The sequence below is a fragment of the Marinobacter adhaerens HP15 genome, from assembly GCF_000166295.1.
Taxonomy (GTDB): Bacteria; Pseudomonadota; Gammaproteobacteria; order Pseudomonadales; family Oleiphilaceae; genus Marinobacter; species Marinobacter adhaerens.
In genome coordinates, this window is record NC_017506.1 from 4304511 (window position 1) to 4326356 (window position 21846).

At 58.9% G+C, this 21846-nt stretch carries 21 protein-coding genes; 12 read left to right on the plus strand and 9 right to left on the minus strand.

Annotated elements, in window-relative coordinates; translation table 11 throughout:
• Positions 1–58 precede the first annotated feature (58 nt).
• Both HP15_RS20085 and HP15_RS20090 read left to right on the plus strand, forming a co-directional pair.
• The gene (locus HP15_RS20085; RefSeq protein WP_014579181.1) at positions 59–373 is read left to right on the plus strand and encodes an antibiotic biosynthesis monooxygenase family protein; all 315 of its coding nucleotides are present in this window, start codon (positions 59–61) and stop codon (positions 371–373) included.
• Positions 374–458: 85 nt separating this feature from the next.
• Positions 459–2720, plus strand: a complete 2262-nt coding sequence (locus HP15_RS20090; RefSeq protein ID WP_014579183.1) for a diguanylate cyclase — start codon at positions 459–461, stop codon at positions 2718–2720.
• 4 nt (positions 2721–2724) lie between these two features.
• Here HP15_RS20090 and HP15_RS20095 read toward each other — a convergent pair whose 3' ends face one another.
• The 5 genes from HP15_RS20095 to HP15_RS20115 all read right to left on the minus strand — a co-directional run bounded on the left by HP15_RS20095 (position 2725) and on the right by HP15_RS20115 (position 7021).
• The gene (locus tag HP15_RS20095) at positions 2725–3165 is read right to left on the minus strand and encodes a universal stress protein (RefSeq protein WP_014579184.1); all 441 of its coding nucleotides are present in this window, start codon (positions 3163–3165) and stop codon (positions 2725–2727) included.
• Between the two features lie 38 nt (positions 3166–3203).
• A complete protein-coding gene (locus tag HP15_RS20100; protein WP_041645962.1) occupies positions 3204–4487 on the minus strand; it encodes a TRAP transporter large permease in 1284 nt (427 codons plus the stop codon).
• A 35-nt stretch (positions 4488–4522) separates the two neighbouring features.
• Positions 4523–5116 carry a TRAP transporter small permease gene (locus HP15_RS20105; RefSeq protein WP_008177210.1) on the minus strand — a complete coding sequence of 198 codons (594 nt, stop codon included), beginning with the start codon at positions 5114–5116 and terminating at the stop codon, positions 4523–4525.
• A 108-nt stretch (positions 5117–5224) separates the two neighbouring features.
• Entirely contained in the window at positions 5225–6253 is a 1029-nt protein-coding gene (locus HP15_RS20110) for a TRAP transporter substrate-binding protein (RefSeq protein WP_041645964.1), read from the minus strand.
• Between the two features lie 141 nt (positions 6254–6394).
• The gene (locus HP15_RS20115; protein ID WP_014579187.1) at positions 6395–7021 is read right to left on the minus strand and encodes a YqiA/YcfP family alpha/beta fold hydrolase; all 627 of its coding nucleotides are present in this window, start codon (positions 7019–7021) and stop codon (positions 6395–6397) included.
• Positions 7022–7074: 53 nt separating this feature from the next.
• Here HP15_RS20115 and HP15_RS20120 point away from each other — a divergent pair, with 53 nt between their 5' ends.
• Positions 7075–7626, plus strand: coding sequence for a glutathione peroxidase (locus tag HP15_RS20120; protein ID WP_041645966.1), 552 nt, complete (start codon positions 7075–7077; stop codon positions 7624–7626).
• Here the strand turns inward: HP15_RS20120 and HP15_RS20125 are convergent.
• Together HP15_RS20125 and HP15_RS20130 are read right to left on the minus strand one after the other, a co-directional pair.
• The gene (locus tag HP15_RS20125) at positions 7623–8630 is read right to left on the minus strand and encodes an LLM class flavin-dependent oxidoreductase (RefSeq protein WP_041645967.1); all 1008 of its coding nucleotides are present in this window, start codon (positions 8628–8630) and stop codon (positions 7623–7625) included. The two genes, HP15_RS20120 and HP15_RS20125, sit on opposite strands and share 4 nt — an antisense overlap.
• A gap of 85 nt (positions 8631–8715) precedes the next feature.
• Entirely contained in the window at positions 8716–9372 is a 657-nt protein-coding gene (locus HP15_RS20130; RefSeq protein WP_008177220.1) for a metallophosphatase domain-containing protein, read from the minus strand.
• 70 nt (positions 9373–9442) lie between these two features.
• On the opposite strand from HP15_RS20130, the gene HP15_RS22420 reads away from it, so the two are divergent.
• The gene (locus tag HP15_RS22420; RefSeq protein ID WP_041645969.1) at positions 9443–10315 is read left to right on the plus strand and encodes an Nmad3 family putative nucleotide modification protein; all 873 of its coding nucleotides are present in this window, start codon (positions 9443–9445) and stop codon (positions 10313–10315) included.
• Here HP15_RS22420 and HP15_RS20140 read toward each other — a convergent pair.
• Positions 10281–11057, minus strand: coding sequence for a crotonase/enoyl-CoA hydratase family protein (locus HP15_RS20140; RefSeq protein ID WP_014579191.1), 777 nt, complete (start codon positions 11055–11057; stop codon positions 10281–10283). The two genes, HP15_RS22420 and HP15_RS20140, sit on opposite strands and share 35 nt — an antisense overlap.
• 77 nt (positions 11058–11134) lie before the next feature.
• Here HP15_RS20140 and HP15_RS20145 point away from each other — a divergent pair, with 77 nt between their 5' ends.
• The 4 genes from HP15_RS20145 (at position 11135) to HP15_RS20160 (ending at position 15062) form a co-directional block, all read left to right on the plus strand.
• Positions 11135–12535, plus strand: a complete 1401-nt coding sequence (locus tag HP15_RS20145) for an ethanolamine ammonia-lyase subunit EutB (protein ID WP_014579192.1) — start codon at positions 11135–11137, stop codon at positions 12533–12535.
• Positions 12532–13362: an ethanolamine ammonia-lyase subunit EutC gene (gene eutC / locus HP15_RS20150; RefSeq protein WP_014579193.1), complete on the plus strand. Its 831-nt coding sequence runs from the start codon at positions 12532–12534 to the stop codon at positions 13360–13362. Before HP15_RS20145 ends, eutC begins: the two co-directional genes overlap by 4 nt.
• 37 nt (positions 13363–13399) lie before the next feature.
• Complete coding sequence (locus HP15_RS20155; RefSeq protein ID WP_014579194.1) at positions 13400–14155, plus strand: putative 4-mercaptohistidine N1-methyltransferase; 756 nt, start codon at positions 13400–13402, stop codon at positions 14153–14155.
• A 166-nt stretch (positions 14156–14321) separates the two neighbouring features.
• Entirely contained in the window at positions 14322–15062 is a 741-nt protein-coding gene (locus HP15_RS20160; RefSeq protein WP_008177229.1) for a ParA family protein, read from the plus strand.
• Positions 15063–15080: 18 nt separating this feature from the next.
• Here HP15_RS20160 and HP15_RS20165 read toward each other — a convergent pair whose 3' ends face one another.
• Positions 15081–15857 carry a GntR family transcriptional regulator gene (locus HP15_RS20165; protein ID WP_041645971.1) on the minus strand — a complete coding sequence of 259 codons (777 nt, stop codon included), beginning with the start codon at positions 15855–15857 and terminating at the stop codon, positions 15081–15083.
• A gap of 217 nt (positions 15858–16074) precedes the next feature.
• Here HP15_RS20165 and HP15_RS20170 point away from each other — a divergent pair, with 217 nt between their 5' ends.
• From HP15_RS20170 to HP15_RS20185, 4 genes are read left to right on the plus strand one after another with little or no spacing between them, the layout of a single operon-like run.
• Complete coding sequence (locus tag HP15_RS20170) at positions 16075–16914, plus strand: (Fe-S)-binding protein (protein ID WP_014579196.1); 840 nt, start codon at positions 16075–16077, stop codon at positions 16912–16914.
• Positions 16911–18362, plus strand: a complete 1452-nt coding sequence (locus HP15_RS20175) for a LutB/LldF family L-lactate oxidation iron-sulfur protein (protein ID WP_014579197.1) — start codon at positions 16911–16913, stop codon at positions 18360–18362. The genes HP15_RS20170 and HP15_RS20175 overlap by 4 nt, the downstream gene beginning before the upstream one ends.
• Positions 18359–19030 carry a LutC/YkgG family protein gene (locus HP15_RS20180; protein ID WP_014579198.1) on the plus strand — a complete coding sequence of 224 codons (672 nt, stop codon included), beginning with the start codon at positions 18359–18361 and terminating at the stop codon, positions 19028–19030. The genes HP15_RS20175 and HP15_RS20180 overlap by 4 nt, the downstream gene beginning before the upstream one ends.
• Entirely contained in the window at positions 19027–21843 is a 2817-nt protein-coding gene (locus tag HP15_RS20185) for an FAD-binding and (Fe-S)-binding domain-containing protein (protein ID WP_014579199.1), read from the plus strand. The genes HP15_RS20180 and HP15_RS20185 overlap by 4 nt, the downstream gene beginning before the upstream one ends.
• The last annotated feature ends 3 nt before the right edge of the window (positions 21844–21846 follow it).

Sequence of the window (21846 nt, forward strand, 5' to 3'; positions counted from 1 at the left end):
ATCCGCCGCGCAGACGGGCAGCGAGACCGGACTCAACAGACAGCCGTCGGGAGGTCTCATGAAGTTCATTTTCGAAGTGCATATCCGGGAGGGGCACACCGCTGAGGAATACGCGGATGCCTGGGTCAGAGCCAGCGAAATCATTCAGCAGGCGCCCGGAGCCCGGGGTACCGAATTGCATCGCAAGATTGGCGACCCCAATACGCTGATTGCAATTGCCTCCTGGGAGAGCAAAGAGCAGCGCGACGCCATGGAGGGGCAGCACAACCCCGATGTGGCCGCCATCATCCGGAGTGCGGCGCCCTTTGTCGATATCAAGCCCATTGGTGAGTTTGAAGACCCGGAATGGGTGGTGAAGCCCAGAAAAGACTGATCAGCAGGCTTAGCAGCCCCCACCTTTTCAGCGTGCTGGGCTATAATCAACTCTCATCGCCAGATAACGCGGGTTCGCTTTCCTGATGTCATTGATAAGCCTGCTGCGCCTTTCAAGTGTGCTGCTCCTGGTTCTCCTTATGCCCGCGTTGGCTAACGGTGCATCGCAGCCGGTAACTCAGGGTTGGGAATACCGCTGGGGTGACTCTCCGTTTACCTCTGAAGGTGTTCCCCAGTGGGTGTTGCAGGATGCGCCGGAAAAGTGGAACAGCATTGGTTTCCCGTCCAATCCTCCTGGCCGCGAAGATCGTGAAAACGTTTGGTTCCGGGTGACTTTGCCCGCAGGGGAGTGGCAGGAGCCCGTTCTTTATATCTTCAGTGTCGATCTGATCGTGCAGGTCTGGGTCGACGGCGAGAAAATCTACCAGTATGGAGAGTTCGACGCCGAGGGTCGTGGCCGCTTTGAGGGCTGGCCCTGGCATGAAATCTTCCTGCCTGAGGGGTATGAGGGCAAGCCCGTATACTTCCGTGTGTTCTCCAACTACACGGACATTGGGCTGTGGGGGGAAGTCTCCATCATGGACCACCCGGACCTGGTGTTGTACATCCTCAAGAATTCCCTCGAAGCTCTCGCAATCGCAGGCTTCGCTACCCTAATTGCGCTGCTGGCGATCATTTTTGCGTTACTCCAGACGGAAAAGAAGACGTTTGCCAGTATTTCACTGTTCACCCTCGCTTCGGCCCTGATGCTGGTGTCAGAAAGCCAGGCCAGCCTGCTGATTGCTTACCAGCCGTTGATGTGGGATTACCTGGCCGCCGGTTCCTACTACATGCTGCCGGTGGCCCTGGCGCTGCTGCTTGAGCAATGGTTGACCAATCATCGCCCCTGGGTCATCAATCTCATCTGGAAAGTACATCTGGTATACCTGGTGGGTGCATTGCTCGGCGCGCTTGCTGGCGTGTTTGATCTGTCCTCGACATTCCCGCCATTCGATGCCCTGTTCCTTGTTTCTCTGGTGATCATTTTCGCCGTGGTGCTGCGTCGTATCCGTCGGATGTTGCGGGAACAACAGATATTGCTACTGGCCTTTGGCATTTTCTGTGTCTTGCTGATTGTGGATATGGCAGTTGCCCACGGGGTACTGCCGTGGGGACGAGTGCCGGTTAGCTGGGGTATGCTCCTGTTCTCCCTGGCGGTCGTGGTTATCTCTCTGTGGCACTATGCGGGAACCCAGGAAGCGCTGAAGCGGTTGAACGTGTCTCTGGAGGAAAAGGTGGCTGAACGTACCGCCAAAGCAGAGGCATTGGCCCGGCGTGAGCAGGCACGGGTTCGGATGCTGACCTTCGAAAACGAGAAAAACAGGATTCTGGGCGACGTTCTTACCGAACTCCAGGACTGTCTGGGCCTGAAGCAGGCGTTCGGTCTGCTTGTACGGGCGCTCCCGGATATCTGCAGCCCACTGAAAGGCGCCTTCTATCAAAGGGGTTCAAGCGACCGGTACGATCGCGTCGCTGTCTGGGGATTCAGCCGCCCAGTCCCTCTGCCGGTGTTGCTGGACGCCCGCAAAGGTCTGCCGGAACCCTCCAGGCTGCCGCAACTGAGACAGTGGCATGGCGCCGAAGGGGTAGATAGAGAAGTCGAGAGTGCCACGCTTTGCTTCTGGGTGAACGTGGAGTCAGCCAGCGCGGGTAACGTCACTGAAGGCATTCTGCTGCTGGAGGGGGATGGCGTTTTCGATAACGCAGAGAGCGAGTATGGTTCGGCCCGTCTTTTAGCGGCACTGGATCAGGCCATTCAGAGAATCAGTATTACTCTCTCCAGCATTGCTCTTCGGGAAGAGTTGCAGAAGTTTTCGTACGAGGATGGACTAACCGGGCTTAAAAACCGCCGCTACTTTGATCAGCTTTTCGAGCATGAGAGCGCTGTTGCACAGCGCAACGATCTTCCGCTGTCGCTGTTGATCATCGATATCGATCACTTCAAGAAGTTCAACGATACTCACGGTCATGAAGCTGGAGATAACGCCCTGAAAATAGTTGCGGGTATCCTCCAGAAACAGTTCCGTGAGAGTGATCTTGTTTGCCGCTATGGCGGTGAAGAGTTCGTGGTGGTGATGCCTGGAGCCACATCAGAAGCGGCAATGGATAAGGCAAGCCAGCTCAGTAGCGCAGTGAGGGACGTGGCGATCATTCATCGGGAGAAAGATCTTGGCGCACTGACAGTCTCGGTGGGTGTTGCCAGTTGGCCGGAAAGTGGCGAGAAACCGTTGCAGATTCTGACCCTGGCCGACAGGGCGCTCTACCGCGCCAAGGAAGCCGGCCGTAACAGGGTCGAAGTTTTTGGTTAGACGGTTAAACCACAAGAACCGGGCATTTCGCGTGAGATGCTACCCGATGTGAAACACTGCCCAGAAACAGGCCATCCTTGTCACTGTGCGTACCCTTGGTACCGATGACGATCAGGTCCACACCCTTCTCTTTCGCGAACTCCACAATGACTCTTGATGGTTTGCCGGCCTTGACGAAGCCGCGGACGTTTTTGCCGCCGCGCTCCGCAGCCAGTTGTTTCGCGTGATTCACCACATCCTTGGCGTACTCTGAAAGCACTTTATCCGGGATGTCCATTTCAGCCGGCCGTCCGATCGACAGGGATGCCTCAAAGAGGCTGTGATGCTTGTACACGCAAAGCAGGTAGATCTCTGCATCCGTCAGTTCTTGCAGCTCAATAGCCTTGCTCAAGGCCTCGAAGGAGGTCATTGAACCGTCTACTGCCACCAGAATCCGTTTGAACATGTCGCTCTCCTTTGTATTCACCCTCCAGGGTGGTCAGATCACCTGAAGGCCAGGTCGCGCAGGAACAATGCTATTTGCGGGAACGCAATCAAAAGCCCGGCAGCAGCTATCAGCATGAATACGAACGGCGGCGTGCCCCGAATAACCTCCAGGTAGGGGCGCTTGAAAATCGCGATGGCAGTGAAGATGTCACAGCCGAACGGCGGTGTCGCCGAGCCGATGGCCACCTGCAGGGTGATCAGCACACCGACCAGGACCGGGTCCAGGCCTGAAGCCTGGATTGCTGGCGCAAAGATTGGTGTAAGCACCAGAATCACCACGATCGGATCCACGAACATACAGGCAATAAAGAAGGCGACACAGATCGTAATCATCACGCCAACCGGTCCCATGTCGCTGATCCCGACTGAATCGAGAATCGCCTGGGGAATCTGGGCAAAGGATATAATCCAGGAGAAGCCGGTGCCCACGGCGACCAGGATAAACACGACTGCGGTAATCAGGCCGGTGGACTTTGCAATCCGGTAGATGTCAGCAAGCTTCAGTGATCGGAACACCACGAATTCCAGCAGGAAAGCGTAGAGCACGCAGACGGCCGCCGCCTCTGTCGGGCTGAAGATGCCACCGTAGATCCCGCCGACGATAATGACCGGGAAGAATAGCGGCCATAAGGCCTCCCGCATGGCCACGGCTCGCTGGCCCCAGGTGGACTTCTCCTCGGTGGGAAGCTTGTTGACATGGGCGTAGATCAGGCAATAGATCGAAAACATGAACAGAATCATGATGCCTGGCCCAATACCGGCAATGAACAGTTCCGCAATGGAGGTCTCGGAGATAACCCCGTAGATGATGAAACCGATGCTGGGCGGAATCAAAAAGGCGATGTCGCTGGAGTTGATAATCAGTGCCAGCGAAAACGAATCCGAATAGCCGGCTTTCAGCAGTTTTGGCCGCAGGGGGGAGCCAACAGCCACGACCGTGGCCTGGGTAGACCCGGACACAGCACCGAACAGGGTACAGGACGTGGCGGTACTGATGGCCAGACCGCCTTTTACGTGGCCGATGAACGCCATGACCATGTTGATCAGCCGGTCAGCGGATTGACCACGGGTCATGATGTCCGCTGCCAGAATGAACATTGGGACCGCAATCAGCGAGGCGGGCCGGATACCGCCCATCATCTGCTGGACGAAGGTGCCCATCTGGCCGAAGCCATCGAACATCATTACAAAGCCGACCACCGCACCTGTGATCAGCGGAACCATCATCGGGAAGCCCAGCAGCAGCAACCCGATCATGATCAACATCATTATAGTTGCCATGATTTCCTATCCTTCCTTAACGTCAGCTGCAGGGTTCATACTTCCGATTCTGTATCCGCGTAGCCGTCGACAACCCCAGTGGAAAGATAAACATCCTTGCTGGTGAAGTTCTTGATGGCCGTCAGGAGGTACTGAATACCTGTAATGGCAAAACCGATCGGGACCCAGATATAAATCCACCAGATCTCAAAGCCCAGGGCGGGCAGAATACGCCCACGACTGTAAAGGGTTTCTATGTATCCGAAGGAGTGGTAGCAAAGAAAGAACATCACAAGAGACGTGAACAGGGCGATGATGATCATCAAAACCTTGCGGCCCTTGACTGGCAGTGCGTCGTAGATTGCGGACATCCGGATGTGCCTGCCGTGGCGGGCTGCATAGCCGATGCCGGCAAAGGTGATGAGTATAATCAGGATCCGGTTGATTTCACCTGAGAAAAAGAGGCCTTCACCGAATACATACCGCGCAATGACATTCACACAGGTATTGATTGCCATCAGGATGACGCCAGCGGCCAGCATGAACGCCTCGACCTTGGCAATGATTTCATCGATGGTCCCCAGAAATCCGGGCAGGCCGGACTCGTAGGTGCCGGTGTCGTCTTCAAGATCCGGGGAATTCTCGGACATGGGGTCTGCTCCAGAGCATGTCGCTCCCTGCCGGTAGGGAATCCCCGGCGGGGCGGGGTTAGCACAGCTGCCCGCCGGCCGGAGCCGGCGGGAGTGGTTCCTCTAGTCTTAGTTGTTCTGAACTGCTTCCAGGTCTGCTTTGAACTGGTTCAGCAGTTCTTCGCCACTGTCGCCAGTCATTTCGATGAACTTCTCTTCCACCTGGGGCGCACGGGCCTTGAAGGCTTCGATCTGTTCGTCGTTCAGACGGGTGACGGTGACTTCATCGCTGGCTTTCTGGATCTTGGCCAGGGCTTCGTCTGCCAGACCATCGATGTGCACAATGATTTCTTCAAAGGCAAAGTCTGCAGCGTCCTGAACCAGTTTCTTGTCGGCGTCAGACAGGCCATTATAGAAATCCTGGTTGGCCATCATGGCAGTGGTGAACCAGCCGTGCTTGGTGAAGACCAGGTTCGGGGACACTTCATAAAGACCGCCGGACTCGATCCAGAAGATCGGGTTTTCCTGCCCCTGGATCATGTTGGTCTGCAGCGCACCATAGACTTCACCCCAGGGCAGCGGGGTCGGTGTCGCGCCGAAGGCAGAATAGGTTTCTGACAGAAGCGGGTTGGTCATGACCCGGATCTTCTTGTTGTTGAAGTCCTCGGGCTGGGTGACCGGCTCGTCAACCGTTACAACCATTTCCCCTTCCGGATACATCTTGAGAAGCTCCAGACCCTTCTCTGCGTAAAGCTCCGGGAAGTCTTCATTGATGGCTTTACTGGTGCGGAAGAATTCGATCACCGTATCCATGTCGGTCGGCATCAGGTAAGGAATAAAGAAGATCTGCGCTTCCGGAATCAGCGAGCCTGTAAAGCCGGGCGACTGGTTAACAAAGTTCAGAATACCTGCCTGGGTTTGCTCCATGATGTCGTCAGACTCACCCAGCTCGCCGAAACGGTATACCTGCAGGGTGTGGTCAGAGTTATCCTCAATGTATTCCTTGAACTTGTAGGCGAATACGTCCTGAACGTCGCCTTCGTACTCTTCGTGCGCATAGCGCCAGTTAGCGGCGTTTACAGAGTTCGCCATGGTCATCGCAGCGAATGCGAACGCTGAAATTCCGGCCAGTTTCTTGAACTTACTCATGCTGCTCATCGGGTTTTCTCCGTTCGTTTTTTTGCTGAAATTTATTGTTACATTAATAAAGACTGGCAAAACAAAGTGGTTTTCGCAAGAAAATGGCCAAAACAATCGTTTCAGCAGAGATGGTTTTGACCGTTTCGCAAGTTCATGAAATCACGGTCGATTCATATCTGAAAGGCAGGTTTGAAGGAATTCGCGGAATTCACTGACGACCCGATCAAGACTGTTTTCCAGTCGGTGCCCATCCGGCAGGACCAGAATCGGAAGGCCCTGATCACGGGCCAGATCAAGCACCGGCGCTACCGGTACCACGTCGTCATCCCAACCATGAATGATCTGACGGTGGTCCGCCTGGATCAGCGGGCTGGATTGGGGATACCGGGCCATCGCCAGGGCTGGCGCCAGCATGAAGCATCCCAGAACAGGCGTTTCCGAGGATGTCTGGGCGCAGACCCAGCCCCCCATGCTCGAACCGGCAAGGATGGTGTTTTCCGGCTTGGCATTGCATTCAGCCATTGCCTCGCGCATCTGGGCCAGCCGTGTCGCTGGATCCCGGGTGCTACTGTGATCAATCGCGTGGGCCTGAATGCCCGGAAAGGTTTCCGACTCGGCTTTCATGGCCTGGATCTTGGTGCTGCCAGGGCCGCTCTCCAGGCCGTGGGAAAGGAAGACGTGGATCGGGGTGTCTGTCATGATGAATGTTGCTCCGGTGCTGAACGCTTTAATCACCTGAATGATGAGCAGCAGGGCCTGCTCTGTCCACCGTGCTGGCTGAGCCATCGGTCCGGTTGCGGCGTATAAATGAAACTTAGTTGAACAGGGAATCCGGATCCATGAAACAGGTAAAACGAGGTCTGATAATTACCGCTTTGATTCTCGGTCTTTCAGGAGCGCAGGTAGTCATGGCGGACAGTTGTCCGGCGTTTCTCGATCATGAACAACGCAAGCTTCACTCAACAGACACGGTAAACCTGTGTGATCTCGCGGCTGGCAAACCCATGCTGGTGGTCAACACCGCCAGCCGTTGCGGATACACAGGGCAGTTCGAGGGGCTCGAGGCCCTGCACAAACAGTATTCGGAGAAAGGGCTGGTTGTGGTCGGCTTCGCCAGCGACGATTTCCGGCAGGAGGCAGATTCCGAAGCCGAGGCGGCCACCGTCTGTTTCAAGAACTTCGGAGTGACCTTCACCATGATCGCACCAGGAGCGGTGACCGGAGCCGAGGCCAACCCGGTGTTCCGGGCCATCAATGAGCAGAGCCAACCCCCGCGCTGGAACTTCACCAAGTATGTGATTGATCGTTCCGGCACGGTCGTCGACTCCTTTCCGAGCCGGGTGCGCCCACAGGATCCGGAGCTGATCGACGCGGTGGAATCTGTGCTTTAGGACAATGCCAGCCCGGCATTTCTGGTTTGCGCCAGGATGTCGAGCGCATGCCGGCGCCTCTCGGGGTCGTAGATATCCACCGTGAACATCAGCTCCTCGACCTCAATGTCCGAGAGAATTTGTCGCAGCTGTCTCCCGATCGTTTCGGCATCGCCAAGCAATTGCAGACCCAGAAAATCCTTCACACTGGCTTTCTCGCCTGCGTTCCAGAGCCCGTCCATGCTGTTTACAGGCGGTTTCATCCACAGCGGTTGTCCGCGGAAGAGGGCGAGAATGCGCTGGTAGCTGGTGGTAGCAAGAAACTCTGCCTCCTGAATGGAATCGGCCGGGACGGCTGGCAGGGCAAGCATGGCATAGGGTTGTTCAAGTGTTTCCGAGGGCTGGAAGTTGTCGCGGTAAACTTTGAGCGCTTCCCTGTAGAGTCGGGGTGCGAAATGTCCGGCGAAGGCATAGGGCAGACCGCGCATGGCGGCCAGCTGGGCGCTGTAAAGGCTTGATCCCAGCAGCCAGAGTGGCACATTGGTGCCCGCACCGGGAATGGCCTTCACGGGCTGCCCTGGCTGCAGGGGGCCAAGCAGGGACTGAAGCCGGGCGACATCCTCAGGAAACTGTTCAGCACCCAGGCCGTCGCGCCTCAGGGCCCGCGCGGTCACCGGGTCAGTGCCCGGCGCGCGGCCCAGTCCAAGGTCAATCCGCCCCGGGTACAGACTCTCCAGTGTTCCGAATTGCTCGGCAATGACCAGTGGCGGGTGGTTGGGCAGCATGACACCACCGGAACCGACCCGAATAGACTTCGTTTTGCCTGCGATGTGTCCGATCAGGACAGACGTCGCGGAGCTGCTGATGCCTTCCATGTTGTGATGCTCGGCCAGCCAGAAGCGCTTGAAACCGAGTTTCTCGGCCCGTTGGGCATAGGCCACGCTGTTGGCAAGCGTGGTGCCTACCGAGTCGCCTTCGCGGACGGAGGCCAGTTCGAGCAAAGAGTAGTCAGGACAGTCAGGCATGGAGCTCCCGCAGTAAAAGTGGAGTTTGAGAGATAGAAAACATGGTGTCTGCCGGCGCCTGTTTCAAGATAAGCCGCGAACGGTGCTACAGATCGATCACAATCGGCGGGTTCAGCGGTTTGAAACTGCCGTTACAGGTGCTGGCGTTTACGCACAGGCAATCGCCAATCTGTTCTTCGCCGTGGCCTTCGTGAATATGGCCAAAGATATGGAGTTTCAGGGACAGTCTGGCGATCCGCTCGGCCAGGGCCTCACAGCCAGGGCGCACGATGCCAGAAGGAGACTCGATTCGGTCGAGAATACCCGCGGGAGGTCCGTGGGTGATGAGGACATCGGTGTCTCCGGGGATGCGGGCCCAGCGCTCGGCAATGGCATCGCCCCGTTCCAGATTGAATGCCCAGTTGAAGAACACTGGCGTCCACGGGCTGCCCCAGAACTTCAGGCCGGCAAGCTCCAACGGGCTGTCCTGCAAATAATGAGCGTTACGCACCAGTTCCCGGGCCTCTGCCGGTTCGTCCTGGAAACACCAGTCGTGGTTTCCGGCAATCAGTATCTTGTTGGTATGGGGCAGCTCCGAGAACCACTGGTCCAGATCCTCGAGTTCGTCCAGTGTGCCAACCCCGAGGGAATCGCCGGCGTGAATCAACAGGTCGCCGTCCGGAACCTGGATCTGGCGGTGCATGCTGTGGGTGTCGGAGATGCAGACAATTCTCATGGTGTTGGCGGTTCCGGTCAGTGACATTCGCACATTTTTGTTTTGTCTAAGATAGCATTTACCGCCCGTTCAGCCTTCATGCTTTTCGAGTAATGCCATGCGATTGATCCTCAGCCGAAAAGGATTTGATTCTTCTGCCGGTGGATGTCCCAGCCCGGTCCTGCCGGATGGCTCGCTGTGCGTTTTGCCTATTCCTGATACCCGGTCCCGAATCCGCTATGACGATGTGGTTTTCGACAAACGCAGGCTCGGCAAGATTGCCCGGGATCTCACCGGTGGCCGAATCCGGGGTAGTCACGGTGCCCACCTGGATCCGGATCTGATAGCGGGTGCCTACCCCCGTGGAGAAGGCTGGCGACCTCTGCTGGGTCAGACTGGCTCAGCCCAGGGACACCTTCGCAATCAGGGCGTTGAGCCGGGAGATCTGTTTCTGTTCTTCGGCGTTTTTCGCCACGCCGAAATGCATAACCGGCGCTGGCGGTTTGTACCCGGATCCCGTCCGTTCCATGCCCTTTGGGGTTGGCTCCATATTGACCAGGTTCATACTGTTGACGAACTGGGTCCGGATGCCCTGCCATGGGCCCAGTATCATCCGCACCTCCACGGCGAGCCGGATCCAGGCAATACGCTCTACACGTCCTCACTGTCGTTTCCATTGGCAGGCGGCGCAGAGGTTTGGTCCGGCAGTGGCGTGTTTCCGAAGCTTCGCGAGGACCTGGTCCTGACCGCCCCGCAGAGCCGCCTGCCCACGCGGTGGCGCCTGCCCGCCGGGTTTTATCCCGGCGATAAACGGCCTCCCCTGAGCTATCACACCAGGCCGGACAGGTGGTGCCTGGAACCGCCCTGGTGCTATCTGTCTTGTGCTGCCAGGGGGCAGGAATTCGTGCTCGATCTCGACGCTTATCCCGAGTTGACGGACTGGCTTACGGGATTGCTCAGAACTGGCCGTGGCGGCCAGCACCCTCTTTGAATTTCCTGGCCCCGGCAATGGCCTCCTCAAAGACCACCGGATAGCCTCCGGCGCCTTCGGCTTCGAGGGCTTCCGGAGTCTCCAGGTCCCATTGGTGTATAGCGGATGCACGGTCTGCCCTGAGGCACTGTTGGGGGAATCCGGCCAAGGTCATCGCAAGTTCCTGCGCGGCTTGCAGTGCAGAGCCGTCCGCCACTACCCGGTTTGCCAGGCCCATCTCCAACGCTTCCTCTGCCGCGACGGGGCGCCCGGTGAGAATCATATCCATGGCCCGGCCGTGGCCCACGATTCGGGGCAACCGCACGGTTCCGCCATCAATCAGGGGCACGCCCCAGCGCCGGCAGAAAACGCCGAACACCGCGGACGCTTCCACTACCCGCAAGTCGCACATGAGCGCCAGTTCCAGGCCACCCGCCACCGCGTAGCCGGAAACCGCAGCAATCACCGGCTTGGATAAGTGCATTCGGGTGGGCCCCATTGGGCCATGACCTGTGCCGTGAGGATCAATCCGGTTTCGCCGCTGTTCATCACCGATCGCTTCCAGATCGGCGCCGGCGCAGAAATTGCCTCCGGCGCCACAGAGTATCGCCACCTTCAGGGCATCGTTCTCCTCAAATTCGGTGAATGCCCTGCGCAGAGCGTCGGCGGTTGGTCCGTCCACGGCATTGCGCCTGGCTGGCCGGTTTAGGGTGATGGTGAAAATGCCATCGTTGGCGCTGGTCAGAACTGCGTCATTGCTCATTGCTTTATCCTGCTCATTGATCTGTCCGGGTGATATTCACCTAAGATAGTAGAAGAGCGAATCTCAGGGAGAAGGGAATGTATCGGTACAGTCTGGGAAACCGGCGCTGGCAGTTTGCAACGCTGGCCGAGTTAATGGCGAAGGCAACCCCCGCGCGCTCTGGTGACCGGCTGGCCGGCGTCATCGCCCATACCGCCGAGGAAAGGGTGGTGGCCCAGATGGCTCTGGCCGAGTTGCCCCTGAAGACCTTTCTGACTGAAGCCCTCGTCCCTTACGAGCAGGATGAGGTTACCCGGTTGATTCTCGACGATCACGATGTCGGGGCCTTTGAGCCGGTTTCCCACCTGACCGTGGGCGACTTCCGGAACTGGTTGCTGAGCGATCTGGCCACGCCTGAGATCCTGGTACGCATCCGCGCCGGGATAACTCCGGAGATGGCGGCGGCTGTGTGCAAGATCATGCGCAACCAGGACCTGATCCTGGTCGCGCAGAAATGCCAGGTGCAAACCGCTTTCCGAAGCACCGTCGGCCTGCCGGGGCGGATGTCGACGCGGCTCCAGCCCAATCATCCCACGGATGATATAACAGGCATTGCCGCCAGCATTCTGGACGGATTGCTTTATGGCAGCGGCGATGCGGTGATCGGAATCAATCCTGCCACGGACAACGTGGCCCAGAGTGTCCGGCTGCTGCAGTTGATGGATGAGGTGATCCGCAAGTACGAGATTCCCACCCAGTCCTGCGTACTGACCCATGTAACCAATACCCTGGAAGCCATCGAGAACAGGGCTCCGGTAGATCTGGTGTTCCAGTCCATTGGCGGCACCGAAGCCACGAACAGGAGTTTCGGGTTTGATCTGGCCACTCTGGCCGAGGCCCGGGACGCAGCGCTGTCTCTCAACCGCGGCACGGTGGGTAAGAACGTGATGTATTTCGAAACCGGCCAGGGTAGCTCGCTGTCGGCCGATGCCCATCACGGTGTCGATCAGCAAACCTGCGAGGCCAGGGCGTACGCCGTGGCCCGCAAATTCGAGCCGCTTCTGGTGAATACCGTGGTCGGGTTTATCGGGCCGGAATACCTGTATGACGGCAAGGAGATCACGCGGGCCGGGCTGGAGGACCATTTCTGTGGCAAGTTGCTGGGCCTGCCAATGGGGTGTGATATCTGCTACACCAATCATGCCGAGGCCGATCAGAACGACATGGACAACCTGCTGACTTTATTGGGCGTGGCCGGCTGTAACTTCATCATGGGTATACCCGGCTCCGACGACATCATGCTGAACTATCAGACCACCTCGTTTCACGATGCCCTTTACGTTCGCCGGGTGCTCGACAAACGGCCGGCGCCGGAATTCGAACAGTGGCTCACCCGCATGCAGATTTTCCAGGATGGCGCGGGCAAGGTGCCCGCAGACGGGTTACCAGAAGCCTTCCGGAAAAGCCTGGCCAGTTTGCCCGGAGGGGTCGGATCATGACTGACCATAAGCCATCAGTAATCGCCAACCCCTGGCGCCGGCTCTCAGCCTGGACCGATGCACGGATTGGTCTTGGCCGGGCCGGTATCAGCCTGCCCACGCATGAGATGCTGGCGTTTCAGCTCGCCCATGCCCAGGCAAGGGATGCGGTCCATCTGCCACTGGATACCTCAGCGTTGATGAAGGACCTGGCCGAACTGACCGAGCGGAGAAAAGCGTTATTGCCCCATGAGCCGGTTCATCTGCAAAGTCAGGCCAGCGACCGGATAACCTACCTGCAACGCCCGGATCTCGGGCGCAGGCTCAGCCAGAAATCCTGTGAGGCGCTGGACCGCCAGGGCCACACCGGTGATTCACCGGTCGACCTGGCTCTCGTGGTCGCAGACGGCTTGTCCTCCTATGGCGTACAGGAAAACGCCGTGGGGTTTCTCGAGGCGCTGCTGGCGAATCTTGAGGCCGATGATCAGACCTGGGAACTGGCGCCCCTGATCGTTGTCTCTCAGGGACGGGTTGCGATTGGTGATGATGTCGGTAACCGGCTTAACGCCCGATGTGTTGTGGTGCTGATTGGTGAGCGCCCCGGCCTGAGTTCTCCAGACAGCCTCGGGCTTTACCTGACCTGGGCGCCGGAGCCCGGACTGACTGACGCCAGCCGAAACTGCATATCCAATATCCGCCCGGCGGGGTTGTCGTTCGAAGAGGCGAGCCGGCGGCTCGGGTATTTGCTCAGGGAGGCTCGCCGTCAGGAGGTTTCCGGCGTACCTCTCAAGGATCGCTCGGAAGAGACGGTTATTGATCAGGGTATTGGCAACTTCCTGTTACGCTAGATGAAGCCGTTGAACCATTCAGGGTAGGAGAATTCTCTTGCAGCAAGCCGAGTACTATGAAAACGACACCACACTCGCCCAATACCTGGAATTTCACTTTGGCGAGCGGTGGCACGGAGAGGCCAACTTCCCCAAGGCGCTGGCGGATGCTGCCATGCATGCGATGGATGGCAGGCCCCTGGATCGTGCGCTGGATATTGGTTGTGCCGTGGGCCGCACCAGCCTTGAGTTGGCCCGCCATTTCCGGCACGTGGACGGCATTGATTTTTCCAGGGCGTTCGTCAACAAATGCCAGGAAGTCGCTCGCGACAGAAGGGTGCGTTATGCGCGCCCGGAGGAGGGGGAGCTGGTAACCTTTCAGGACCAGTCTCTTGCGTCCCTCGGGCTGGAGGAGGCCGCTGAGCGCGTGTCTTTTCATCAGGGCGACGCCTGCGATCTGCCATCGCAGTTCACCGGGTATGATCTGGTACTCGCAGGCAACCTGATCGACCGGTTGTACCAGCCATCTCTGTTTCTGGAGACCATTCATGAGCGGATTAACGAACTCGGGCTTCTGGTGATTGCCTCACCCTATACCTGGCTGGAAGAGTACACGCCGAAGGAACACTGGGTTGGCGGGTTCAAGAAGAACGGAGAAGATTTCTCGACATTCGACGGCCTCAAGGAGATGTTGGCGCCCCATTTCCGGCTGTTGTTCGAACCCTGGAGCCTGCCGTTTGTCATCAGGGAAACGAGAAACAAGTTCCAGCACAGCTTCTCCGAGCTGACCGTCTGGGAGAAAGTAAGCCAGTAAGGATGCGGGAATTTTGAGGATGGCCTGAAGGCTGTCATCAAACTGTCACCGGGAAAGCATAGCCTGAAAACTCATCAGGACGACATGCATTGTGTTGTGCATCGTGTGAATGCTTTAACCGGGGACTTCCCCGGTTTTTTATGCCTGGATTAAGGGATCTGACAGGATGAGGACCATTGCGTTTTACAGTCTGAAGGGCGGTGTTGGCAAAACCGCCGCCGCCGTGAATATCGCCTATCTGGCCAGCCAGGCCGGCTATCCCACACTGCTCTGGGATCTTGACCCCCAGGGCGCCTCCAGCTGGTATCTGGCGGGGGCTGATGAGGTGAAAGGGCACAAGCTCTCGCACTTGCTCAAAGGCAAGACGCCCATCGCCGACTTTATCCATCAGAGTGAATACGAAAACCTCGACTTCATCCCGTCTCACACCAGTTTCCGCAACCTGGATGTAAAGCTGGATCAGGAGGATGGCAGCAACCTGATCAAACAGTGGCTGGCGCCGCTGTCTGAAGAAACCAGTCTCGTGGTACTGGATTGCCCGCCGTCGCTGTCCCGGCTTTCCGAGCAGGTGCTGAAGGCGGCCGACGAGGTGTTCGTGCCGGTGATTCCCACCTGGCTGTCACTTAACAGCTGGAAACAGCTGCAGGAATTCGCCAGGGACAAGAAGCTGAAGCCATCGAAGCTGCACCCGTTCTATTCCATGGCCGACCGCCGGAAGGGCCTGCACCGGGAACTGATCAATGCCCAGGATGAGATTCTGCCCAAGGGCCTGAAAACGATCATCCCGAACGCCAGTGTGGTGGAAAAGATGGGTGAGGAGGGCACGCCGGTGGAACTGCTGGCGCCCGGCTCGGTGGCCGCCGACGCCTACCGCCGGTTGTGGAAGGAGATCAATCGCCTGCTCTGAGGCCCTCATCGCATGCGCTCAGGATCGGGCGAGCTTGTCCCTCCGCAGGGAGCGCTCCAGTCGGCGGTGGCTCTCACTGCGTTCTGAGAGTACTTGCTGAACGTACTGGATGTGCTTGCCGGCCAGTTCCCGGGCTTCCTCGGCCCTGCCTTCAGAGATGGCTTCGTACAGCATCCTGTGCTGTTCCACCAGACCCTGCCGGGTCTCCGCCTCTCTTCGATACATGCCACCGATGTTGGTAACCACGTTGCTTTTCAGCATGTTGAACAGGTTTCGAATGGTGTGCAGGAGAATCACGTTATGGCTCGCCTCGGCAATCGCCAGGTGGAACCGGGCATCGGCTGCCCCTTCGGCTTCCAGGTCCCGGTTCCTGTCGCTGCCATAGCAGGCTTGCAGTGCCTCGTAAGCGGTTTTCAGGTGAGCCCTGTCGACCTCTGTCGCTCGCAAGGCTGCGTAATAGGCGCAGTCCGCCTCCAGTGTGCGGCGAAATTCCAGTAGATCCCGTTGTGCGTCTGGCCGGTTTTCAAGCAGAGGAATCAGCGGATCGCTGAAACTGCCGCCGAGGGACTCAGTGACATAGTTTCCTCCGCCCTGGCGGCTGATCAGCAGGCCTTTGGCGGTCAGCCGCTGAATGGCCTCCCGCAGGGAAGGGCGGGACACGCCGAACTGCTCCGACAATACCCGTTCCGGGGGCAGCCGCTCGCCCGGTTGCAGGGTGCCTTCCAGAATCATCGTTTCCAGCTGTTCCACGATGGTGTCCGCGAGTCTGCGTGGGGCGATCTGTCCGACGTCCATAAGAACGAATTTCCTGTCCAAGAATTTATTGGTAATACCAATACCACAGGGCGCGATTCAGGCCAAGTCCCGGTGTATCTGCGATGGTTAGACTGAAGTCTGCTGCGGAAAACTTTGACATCAGCAAGCGGTCTCGAATACCTTGGTTATTATTGTATGTCAATTGGTATTACCAATTTTCAGTTTGTCTGTCTGAGACTGTCTTGAGGCGCAATCAATGAGTCAGCTGTTTTACGATGCCGCTCCCAATGCCACCCGGGTATCGCCCGAGCGGGAAGCCGACCGGCATTACCCGGAGAAGCCGGAAGCGGTCACTCTGTTCGGTACCTGCGTGGTGGATCTGTTCTTTCCTGAGGCCGGGCTGGATACCATTCGCCTGCTGGAGCGGGAAGGTGTTCGCGTGCATTTCCCCCAGGAGCAGAGCTGTTGCGGGCAGCCCGCCTGGACTTCCGGATATCGGGATGAGGCCAAGGCAGTGGCCCGCGCCCAGCTGGATATCCTCGATCGATCGGGTCTGCCGGTCGTGGTGCCGTCCGGCTCCTGTGCCGGGATGTTCCGGCACCATTACCCGGCGTTGTTTGCCGATGAGCCGGACACGCTCAAGCGGGTAGAAGCGCTCGCCGAGCGCACCTTCGAGCTGACCGAGTTCCTGCTGAAAGTCTGCCGGGTGCAGCTGGCGGACCGGGGCGCGCCCAGCAAGATTGCACTGCACACCTCCTGTTCGGCCCGCCGGGAAATGAACACCCACCTGCACGCCCGCGAGCTCTTGCAGCAGCTTGAAGGTGTCGAACGTATCGATCACGACCATGAAAGCGAATGCTGTGGGTTTGGCGGCACCTTCTCGGTGCGAATGCCGGAAGTTTCAGGGGCCATGGTTAAAGACAAGACCCGTTCGCTGATCGACTCCGGCGCGGTTGAAATGGTGACCGCCGACGGCGGCTGCCTGATGAACATCAACGGGTCGCTGGAGAAACAGAAAGAGAGCTTCCGGGGGCGGCACCTGGCCAGTTTCCTCTGGGAGCGCACCAACGGCGACAACGCAGGGGAGGTGGCATGAGTCAGCGTATTCCGGTTACCGAGCTGACCCCGGACTTCCGGGGCCGCGCCGAAGAGGCCCTTGCGGACGGTCAGCTGCGCAACAATTTCCGTGTGGCCATGGACTCGCTGATGACCAAGCGGGCCAACGCCTTTCCAGATGCCGACGAGCGTGAAGGCCTGAGGGAACTGGGTAACCGGATCAAGGCCGGTGCCCTTTCCCGTCTGCCGGATTTGCTGGAGCAGCTTGAACAGAAGCTCACTGAAAACGGTGTCAAGGTCCACTGGGCGGAGACCGTCGAGGAAGCCAACAGCCTGGTGCATGGCATCATCGAAGCCCGCAAGGGCAGCCAGGTGGTGAAAGGCAAGTCCATGGTCAGCGAAGAAATGGAGATGAACGACTACCTGGCGGAGCGGGGCGTCGAATGCCTGGAATCCGACATGGGGGAATACATTGTTCAGCTCGACAACGAAAAGCCCTCCCACATCATCATGCCGGCGATCCACAAGAACGCGCGGCAGGTGTCCAAGCTGTTCCACGACAAACTGGGCGAGCCGGAGACCGAAGACGTTAACCAGCTGATCCAGATTGGTCGCCGGACCCTGCGCCGGAAATTCATGGAAGCGGATGTGGGTGTGTCCGGAGTGAACTTCGCCATCGCCGAAACCGGCACCTTGCTGCTGGTGGAAAACGAAGGCAACGGGCGCATGAGCACGACGGCGCCGCCCGTGCACATTGCGGTAACAGGCATTGAAAAAGTGGTTCCGAACCTGAGGGACGTGGTGCCCCTGGTGTCCCTGCTGACGCGCTCGGCCCTCGGCCAGCCCATTACCACCTACGTGAACCTGATCTCCGGCCCCCGCAAGCCCGACGAGCTGGATGGTCCGGAAGAGGTGCACCTGGTGCTGCTGGATAACGGCCGCACCGGCGCTTTTGCCGATGCCCAGATGCGCCAGACCCTGAACTGCATCCGCTGCGGCGCCTGCATGAACCACTGCCCGGTGTATACCCGGGTGGGCGGCCACACCTACGGTGAGGTCTACCCAGGCCCGATTGGCAAGATCATCACACCTCACATGGCCGGCCTGGACAAGGTGCCGGACCACCCCAGTGCGTCTTCGCTGTGCGGAGCCTGCGGCGAAGTCTGCCCGGTCAAGATTCCCATTCCTGAACTTCTGCAGCGCCTACGTCAGGAGAACGTGAAAAACCCGGAGCAACCGCAGCAGGTGAAAGGTGGCGGCGCCAAATATTCCCGGACGGAACGGTGGATCTGGCGTGGTTGGCAGATGCTGAATACCCGGCCGGCGCTGTATCGCAGTTTTCTCTGGGCCGCGACCCGATTCCGGGCGCTGGCCCCGAAAAAAGCCGGCCCCTGGACCGAGAATCACAGTGCGCCGGTGCCCGCCCGCCGCTCCCTGCATGATCTGGCGGCCCGGCACCTTGACCAGAACGGAGGTCGGCCATCATGAGCGCCCGCGCGAACATCCTTGGCAAATTGAGAAACAGCCTCGCCGGCACGACGCCCCGCCCCGACGAGTTTGATGAGCGGCTGGTTACAGCCCCCTGGCGGTACGCGCCGGAAGACCGGATCGAACGGTTGCGTAGCCTGATGGAAGCGGTCCACACTGAAGTGCATCCGTGCCGGTCTGACAACTGGCCGGAATTGGTGGCCGAACTTCTGAACAAACGCAACCTCACCAACCTGTTGTGCGCCCCGTCGAAAGAACATGGCCGGGCGCTGCAGGCTTACTTCGAGGCCACGGAGCAGAAGGTCGAGTTATTGGCCTACGATCAGCCGGTGGAAGCCTGGAAAGAAGAGCTGTTCTGGAGCGTGGAGGCCAGCCTGACCGGCACCCTTGGCGGTATTGCCGCCACCGGCACGCTCGTGCTCTGGCCGGATTGCCATGAACCGCGGCTGATGAGCCTGGTGCCGCCGGTACATATTGCCCTGCTCAAGGCCAGCGAGATTCACGACAATCTGTATGACATGATGGTGGCTCAGGACTGGGCGGCCGGGCTGCCCACAAATGTTCTGCTGGTGTCTGGCCCGTCCAAGACCGCGGACATCGAACAGGTGCTGGCCTATGGCGCCCACGGCCCCCGTGAGCTCATTGTGCTGGTTCTGGAGGATGCATGACTTTTACCCCGGAAGTGTTGGCCAATATCCGGCAACGGATTCCCGAAAACCGGGTCTTTAACGATCCGATGTCCACCCTTGCGTTCGGAACCGACGCCAGTTTCTACCGCCTGATCCCAAAGGTGGTGGTGCGGGTTCAGGATGAAGCAGAGGTTGTCGATCTGCTGGCCATCGCCCGCCGCCACAAGGTGCCGGTGACCTTCCGGGCCGCCGGTACCAGCCTTTCCGGACAGGCGATCAGTGATTCGATCCTGATCGTTCTGGGCGATCAGTGGAACGGCCACGACATCCGGGAAGAAGGCCGCCAGATTCGTCTGCAACCGGGTGTGATCGGCGCTCAGGCGAATGCCTGGTTAGCACCCAAGGGCTTCAAGATCGGACCGGATCCGGCGTCCATCAACGCCTGCAAGATTGGCGGCATTGTTGCGAACAATGCCAGCGGTATGTGCTGTGGTACGGCCCAGAACAGCTACCATACGCTGGCCGGAATGCGGCTGGTGCTGGCCGACGGGGCAGTGCTGGATACCGAGGATCCGGCAAGCGTTTCGGCGTTTCGCGACAGCCACGGTGATCTGTTGGCGGCCCTGAAAAAACTGGCCATCAATACCCGGGAGAATCCCGAGCTGGCGGAGCGTATTCGTCATAAATACCGCCTGAAAAACACCACCGGCCTGTCCCTGAACGCCCTGGTGGATTTTACCTGCCCACTCGACATCCTGACGCACCTGATGGTGGGCTCCGAAGGCACGCTGGGTTTCGTCAGCGCGGTAACCTACAACACCGTTCCCGAATATCCTGACAAAGCCACGGCCCTGTTGGTGTTCCGGGATGCGGAGAGCTGCTGCCGGGCAGCGTCGGCGCTGCGCTCACAACCGGTGGCGGCGGTGGAACTGCTGGATCGACGCAGCCTTCGTTCGGTGCAGTACAAGCCGGGCCTGCCGGACTGGATTCATGATCTGTCGGAAAGCGCCTGCGCGCTGCTTGTGGAGACCCGGGCGTCATCTTCGGAGATTCTGGATGAACAACTTACCCGAATCAGGCAGGCCCTCGCTGAGTTTCCGCTGGAGCAGCAGGTGGACTTTACCCGCGACGCCAAAGTGTCCGACCAGCTCTGGGCCATTCGCAAGGGCACATTCCCCGCCGTAGGCGCGGTGCGTCCGAACGGTACGACCGTAATCATTGAGGATGTGACCTTTCCTATCGATCAGCTTTCCGAGGGAGTCACCCGTCTTCAGGCGCTGTTCGTCAAGCATGGCTATGACGACGCGATCATCTTTGGCCATGCCCTTGAAGGAAATCTGCACTTCGTGTTCCCCCAGGGCTTCGATGACCCAGCGGAAGTCGCTCGCTACGAAGCCTTTATGCAGGATGTGGCACAACTCGTCGCCGTGGAATTCGGCGGTTCTCTGAAAGCGGAACATGGCACCGGTCGCAACATGGCGCCCTTCGTGGAACTGGAATGGGGGCATGATGCCTGGCAGTTGATGTGGCAGATCAAGCGGCTACTGGACCCGGAGAACCTGCTCAACCCGGACGTGGTGCTCTCGGAAGATCCGCAGATCCACCTCAAGAATCTAAAGCCTCTGCCGGAGGCGGATCCGCTGGTGGACAAGTGCATCGAATGTGGCTTCTGTGAGCCGGTGTGTCCGTCTGAAGGGCTGACCCTGTCGCCTCGTCAGCGCATCGTGATCTGGCGGGACATCCAGGCCCGCCGCCGTGTCGGTGAAGATACTGCCGAGCTGGAAAAAGCGTATCAGTACCATGGCCTGGATACCTGTGCCGCGACCGGTCTCTGCGCCCAGCGATGCCCGGTGGGTATCAATACCGGCGATCTGGTGCGCAAGCTGCGCAGTGAAAAGGCCACCGGTCAATCCATGGCCAATCAGTTGGCAAAGCATTTTGCCGGCGCCTTGAAAGCCACCCGTTTTGTGCTGGCCAGCGCATCAATGGCCGAAAGACTGCTGGGTGCGCCACTGCTGACCCGGCTCAGTGGCGGCGTTCGCAAGGTGTCTGGTGGTCGGGTAGCCCAGTGGGATCCGAGTCTGCCCCAGCCGGTGCGGTTTGTTTCACCGAAAGCGCCGGAACCGTCCGATGGCCGGCCCCGGGTGGTGTATCTGGCGGCCTGTGTGTCCCGGACCATGGGCCCGGCGCGGGGCGATAAGGCGCAGGAGCCGCTGATCGATGTCACTCGACGGCTGCTGGAGAAGGGCGGCTACCAGGTGGTGTATCCGGAGGCCCTGGACAGCCTGTGTTGTGGCCAGCCATTTGCCTCCAAGGGCTATCCGAACCAGGCGGCGACCAAGAAAGATGAGCTGATTTCGGCGCTGTTGCGGGCCAGCCGGAATGGCGTTGATCCGATCTACTGCGACACCAGCCCCTGTACACTGCAGATCCGCGAAGCCGCCGAAGAAGCCGGCCTGACGCTGTTTGATCCTGTCCGGTTCATTCGGGATCATCTATACGAGCGTCTGGACTTCGAGCCGGAGCAGACCCCGCTGGCGGTGCACGTCACCTGCAGCACCCAGCACCTTGGGGAGTCGCAGGGACTGATCGATATCGCCCGGCGGTGCAGCACCCAGGTGGTGGTGCCCGAGGGTATCCACTGCTGTGGCTTTGCCGGCGACAAGGGCTTCAATGTGCCCGAGCTGAATGCCCATTCTCTGAAGACACTGGCAGAGCAGACGGCCGGCTGCGAGGAAGGAATATCCACCAGCCGAACCTGCGAAATCGGGCTCAGCCGGCACAGCGGTATCGACTATCACGGCCTCGTGTATCTGGTTGACCGGGTCACGAGGCCGCGAGCAACTGCCTAGCGG

Coding starts and splice junctions, on each gene's coding strand:
- eutC (WP_014579193.1), top strand. CDS start 12,532: ATGACTGACCATAAGCCATCAGTAATCGCCAACCCCTGGCGCCGGCTC.
- HP15_RS20130 (WP_008177220.1), bottom strand. CDS start 9,372: ATGTCACTGACCGGAACCGCCAACACCATGAGAATTGTCTGCATCTCC.
- HP15_RS20100 (WP_041645962.1), bottom strand. CDS start 4,487: ATGGCAACTATAATGATGTTGATCATGATCGGGTTGCTGCTGCTGGGC.
- HP15_RS20095 (WP_014579184.1), bottom strand. CDS start 3,165: ATGTTCAAACGGATTCTGGTGGCAGTAGACGGTTCAATGACCTCCTTC.
- HP15_RS20125 (WP_041645967.1), bottom strand. CDS start 8,630: ATGCCTGACTGTCCTGACTACTCTTTGCTCGAACTGGCCTCCGTCCGC.
- HP15_RS20110 (WP_041645964.1), bottom strand. CDS start 6,253: ATGAGCAGCATGAGTAAGTTCAAGAAACTGGCCGGAATTTCAGCGTTC.
- HP15_RS20165 (WP_041645971.1), bottom strand. CDS start 15,857: ATGGACGTCGGACAGATCGCCCCACGCAGACTCGCGGACACCATCGTG.
- HP15_RS20105 (WP_008177210.1), bottom strand. CDS start 5,116: ATGTCCGAGAATTCCCCGGATCTTGAAGACGACACCGGCACCTACGAG.
- HP15_RS20185 (WP_014579199.1), top strand. CDS start 19,027: ATGACTTTTACCCCGGAAGTGTTGGCCAATATCCGGCAACGGATTCCC.
- HP15_RS20115 (WP_014579187.1), bottom strand. CDS start 7,021: ATGGCTCAGCCAGCACGGTGGACAGAGCAGGCCCTGCTGCTCATCATT.
- HP15_RS20180 (WP_014579198.1), top strand. CDS start 18,359: ATGAGCGCCCGCGCGAACATCCTTGGCAAATTGAGAAACAGCCTCGCC.
- HP15_RS20140 (WP_014579191.1), bottom strand. CDS start 11,057: ATGAGCAATGACGCAGTTCTGACCAGCGCCAACGATGGCATTTTCACC.
- HP15_RS22420 (WP_041645969.1), top strand. CDS start 9,443: ATGCGATTGATCCTCAGCCGAAAAGGATTTGATTCTTCTGCCGGTGGA.
- HP15_RS20145 (WP_014579192.1), top strand. CDS start 11,135: ATGTATCGGTACAGTCTGGGAAACCGGCGCTGGCAGTTTGCAACGCTG.
- HP15_RS20160 (WP_008177229.1), top strand. CDS start 14,322: ATGAGGACCATTGCGTTTTACAGTCTGAAGGGCGGTGTTGGCAAAACC.
- HP15_RS20120 (WP_041645966.1), top strand. CDS start 7,075: ATGAAACAGGTAAAACGAGGTCTGATAATTACCGCTTTGATTCTCGGT.
- HP15_RS20090 (WP_014579183.1), top strand. CDS start 459: ATGTCATTGATAAGCCTGCTGCGCCTTTCAAGTGTGCTGCTCCTGGTT.
- HP15_RS20170 (WP_014579196.1), top strand. CDS start 16,075: ATGAGTCAGCTGTTTTACGATGCCGCTCCCAATGCCACCCGGGTATCG.
- HP15_RS20085 (WP_014579181.1), top strand. CDS start 59: ATGAAGTTCATTTTCGAAGTGCATATCCGGGAGGGGCACACCGCTGAG.
- HP15_RS20175 (WP_014579197.1), top strand. CDS start 16,911: ATGAGTCAGCGTATTCCGGTTACCGAGCTGACCCCGGACTTCCGGGGC.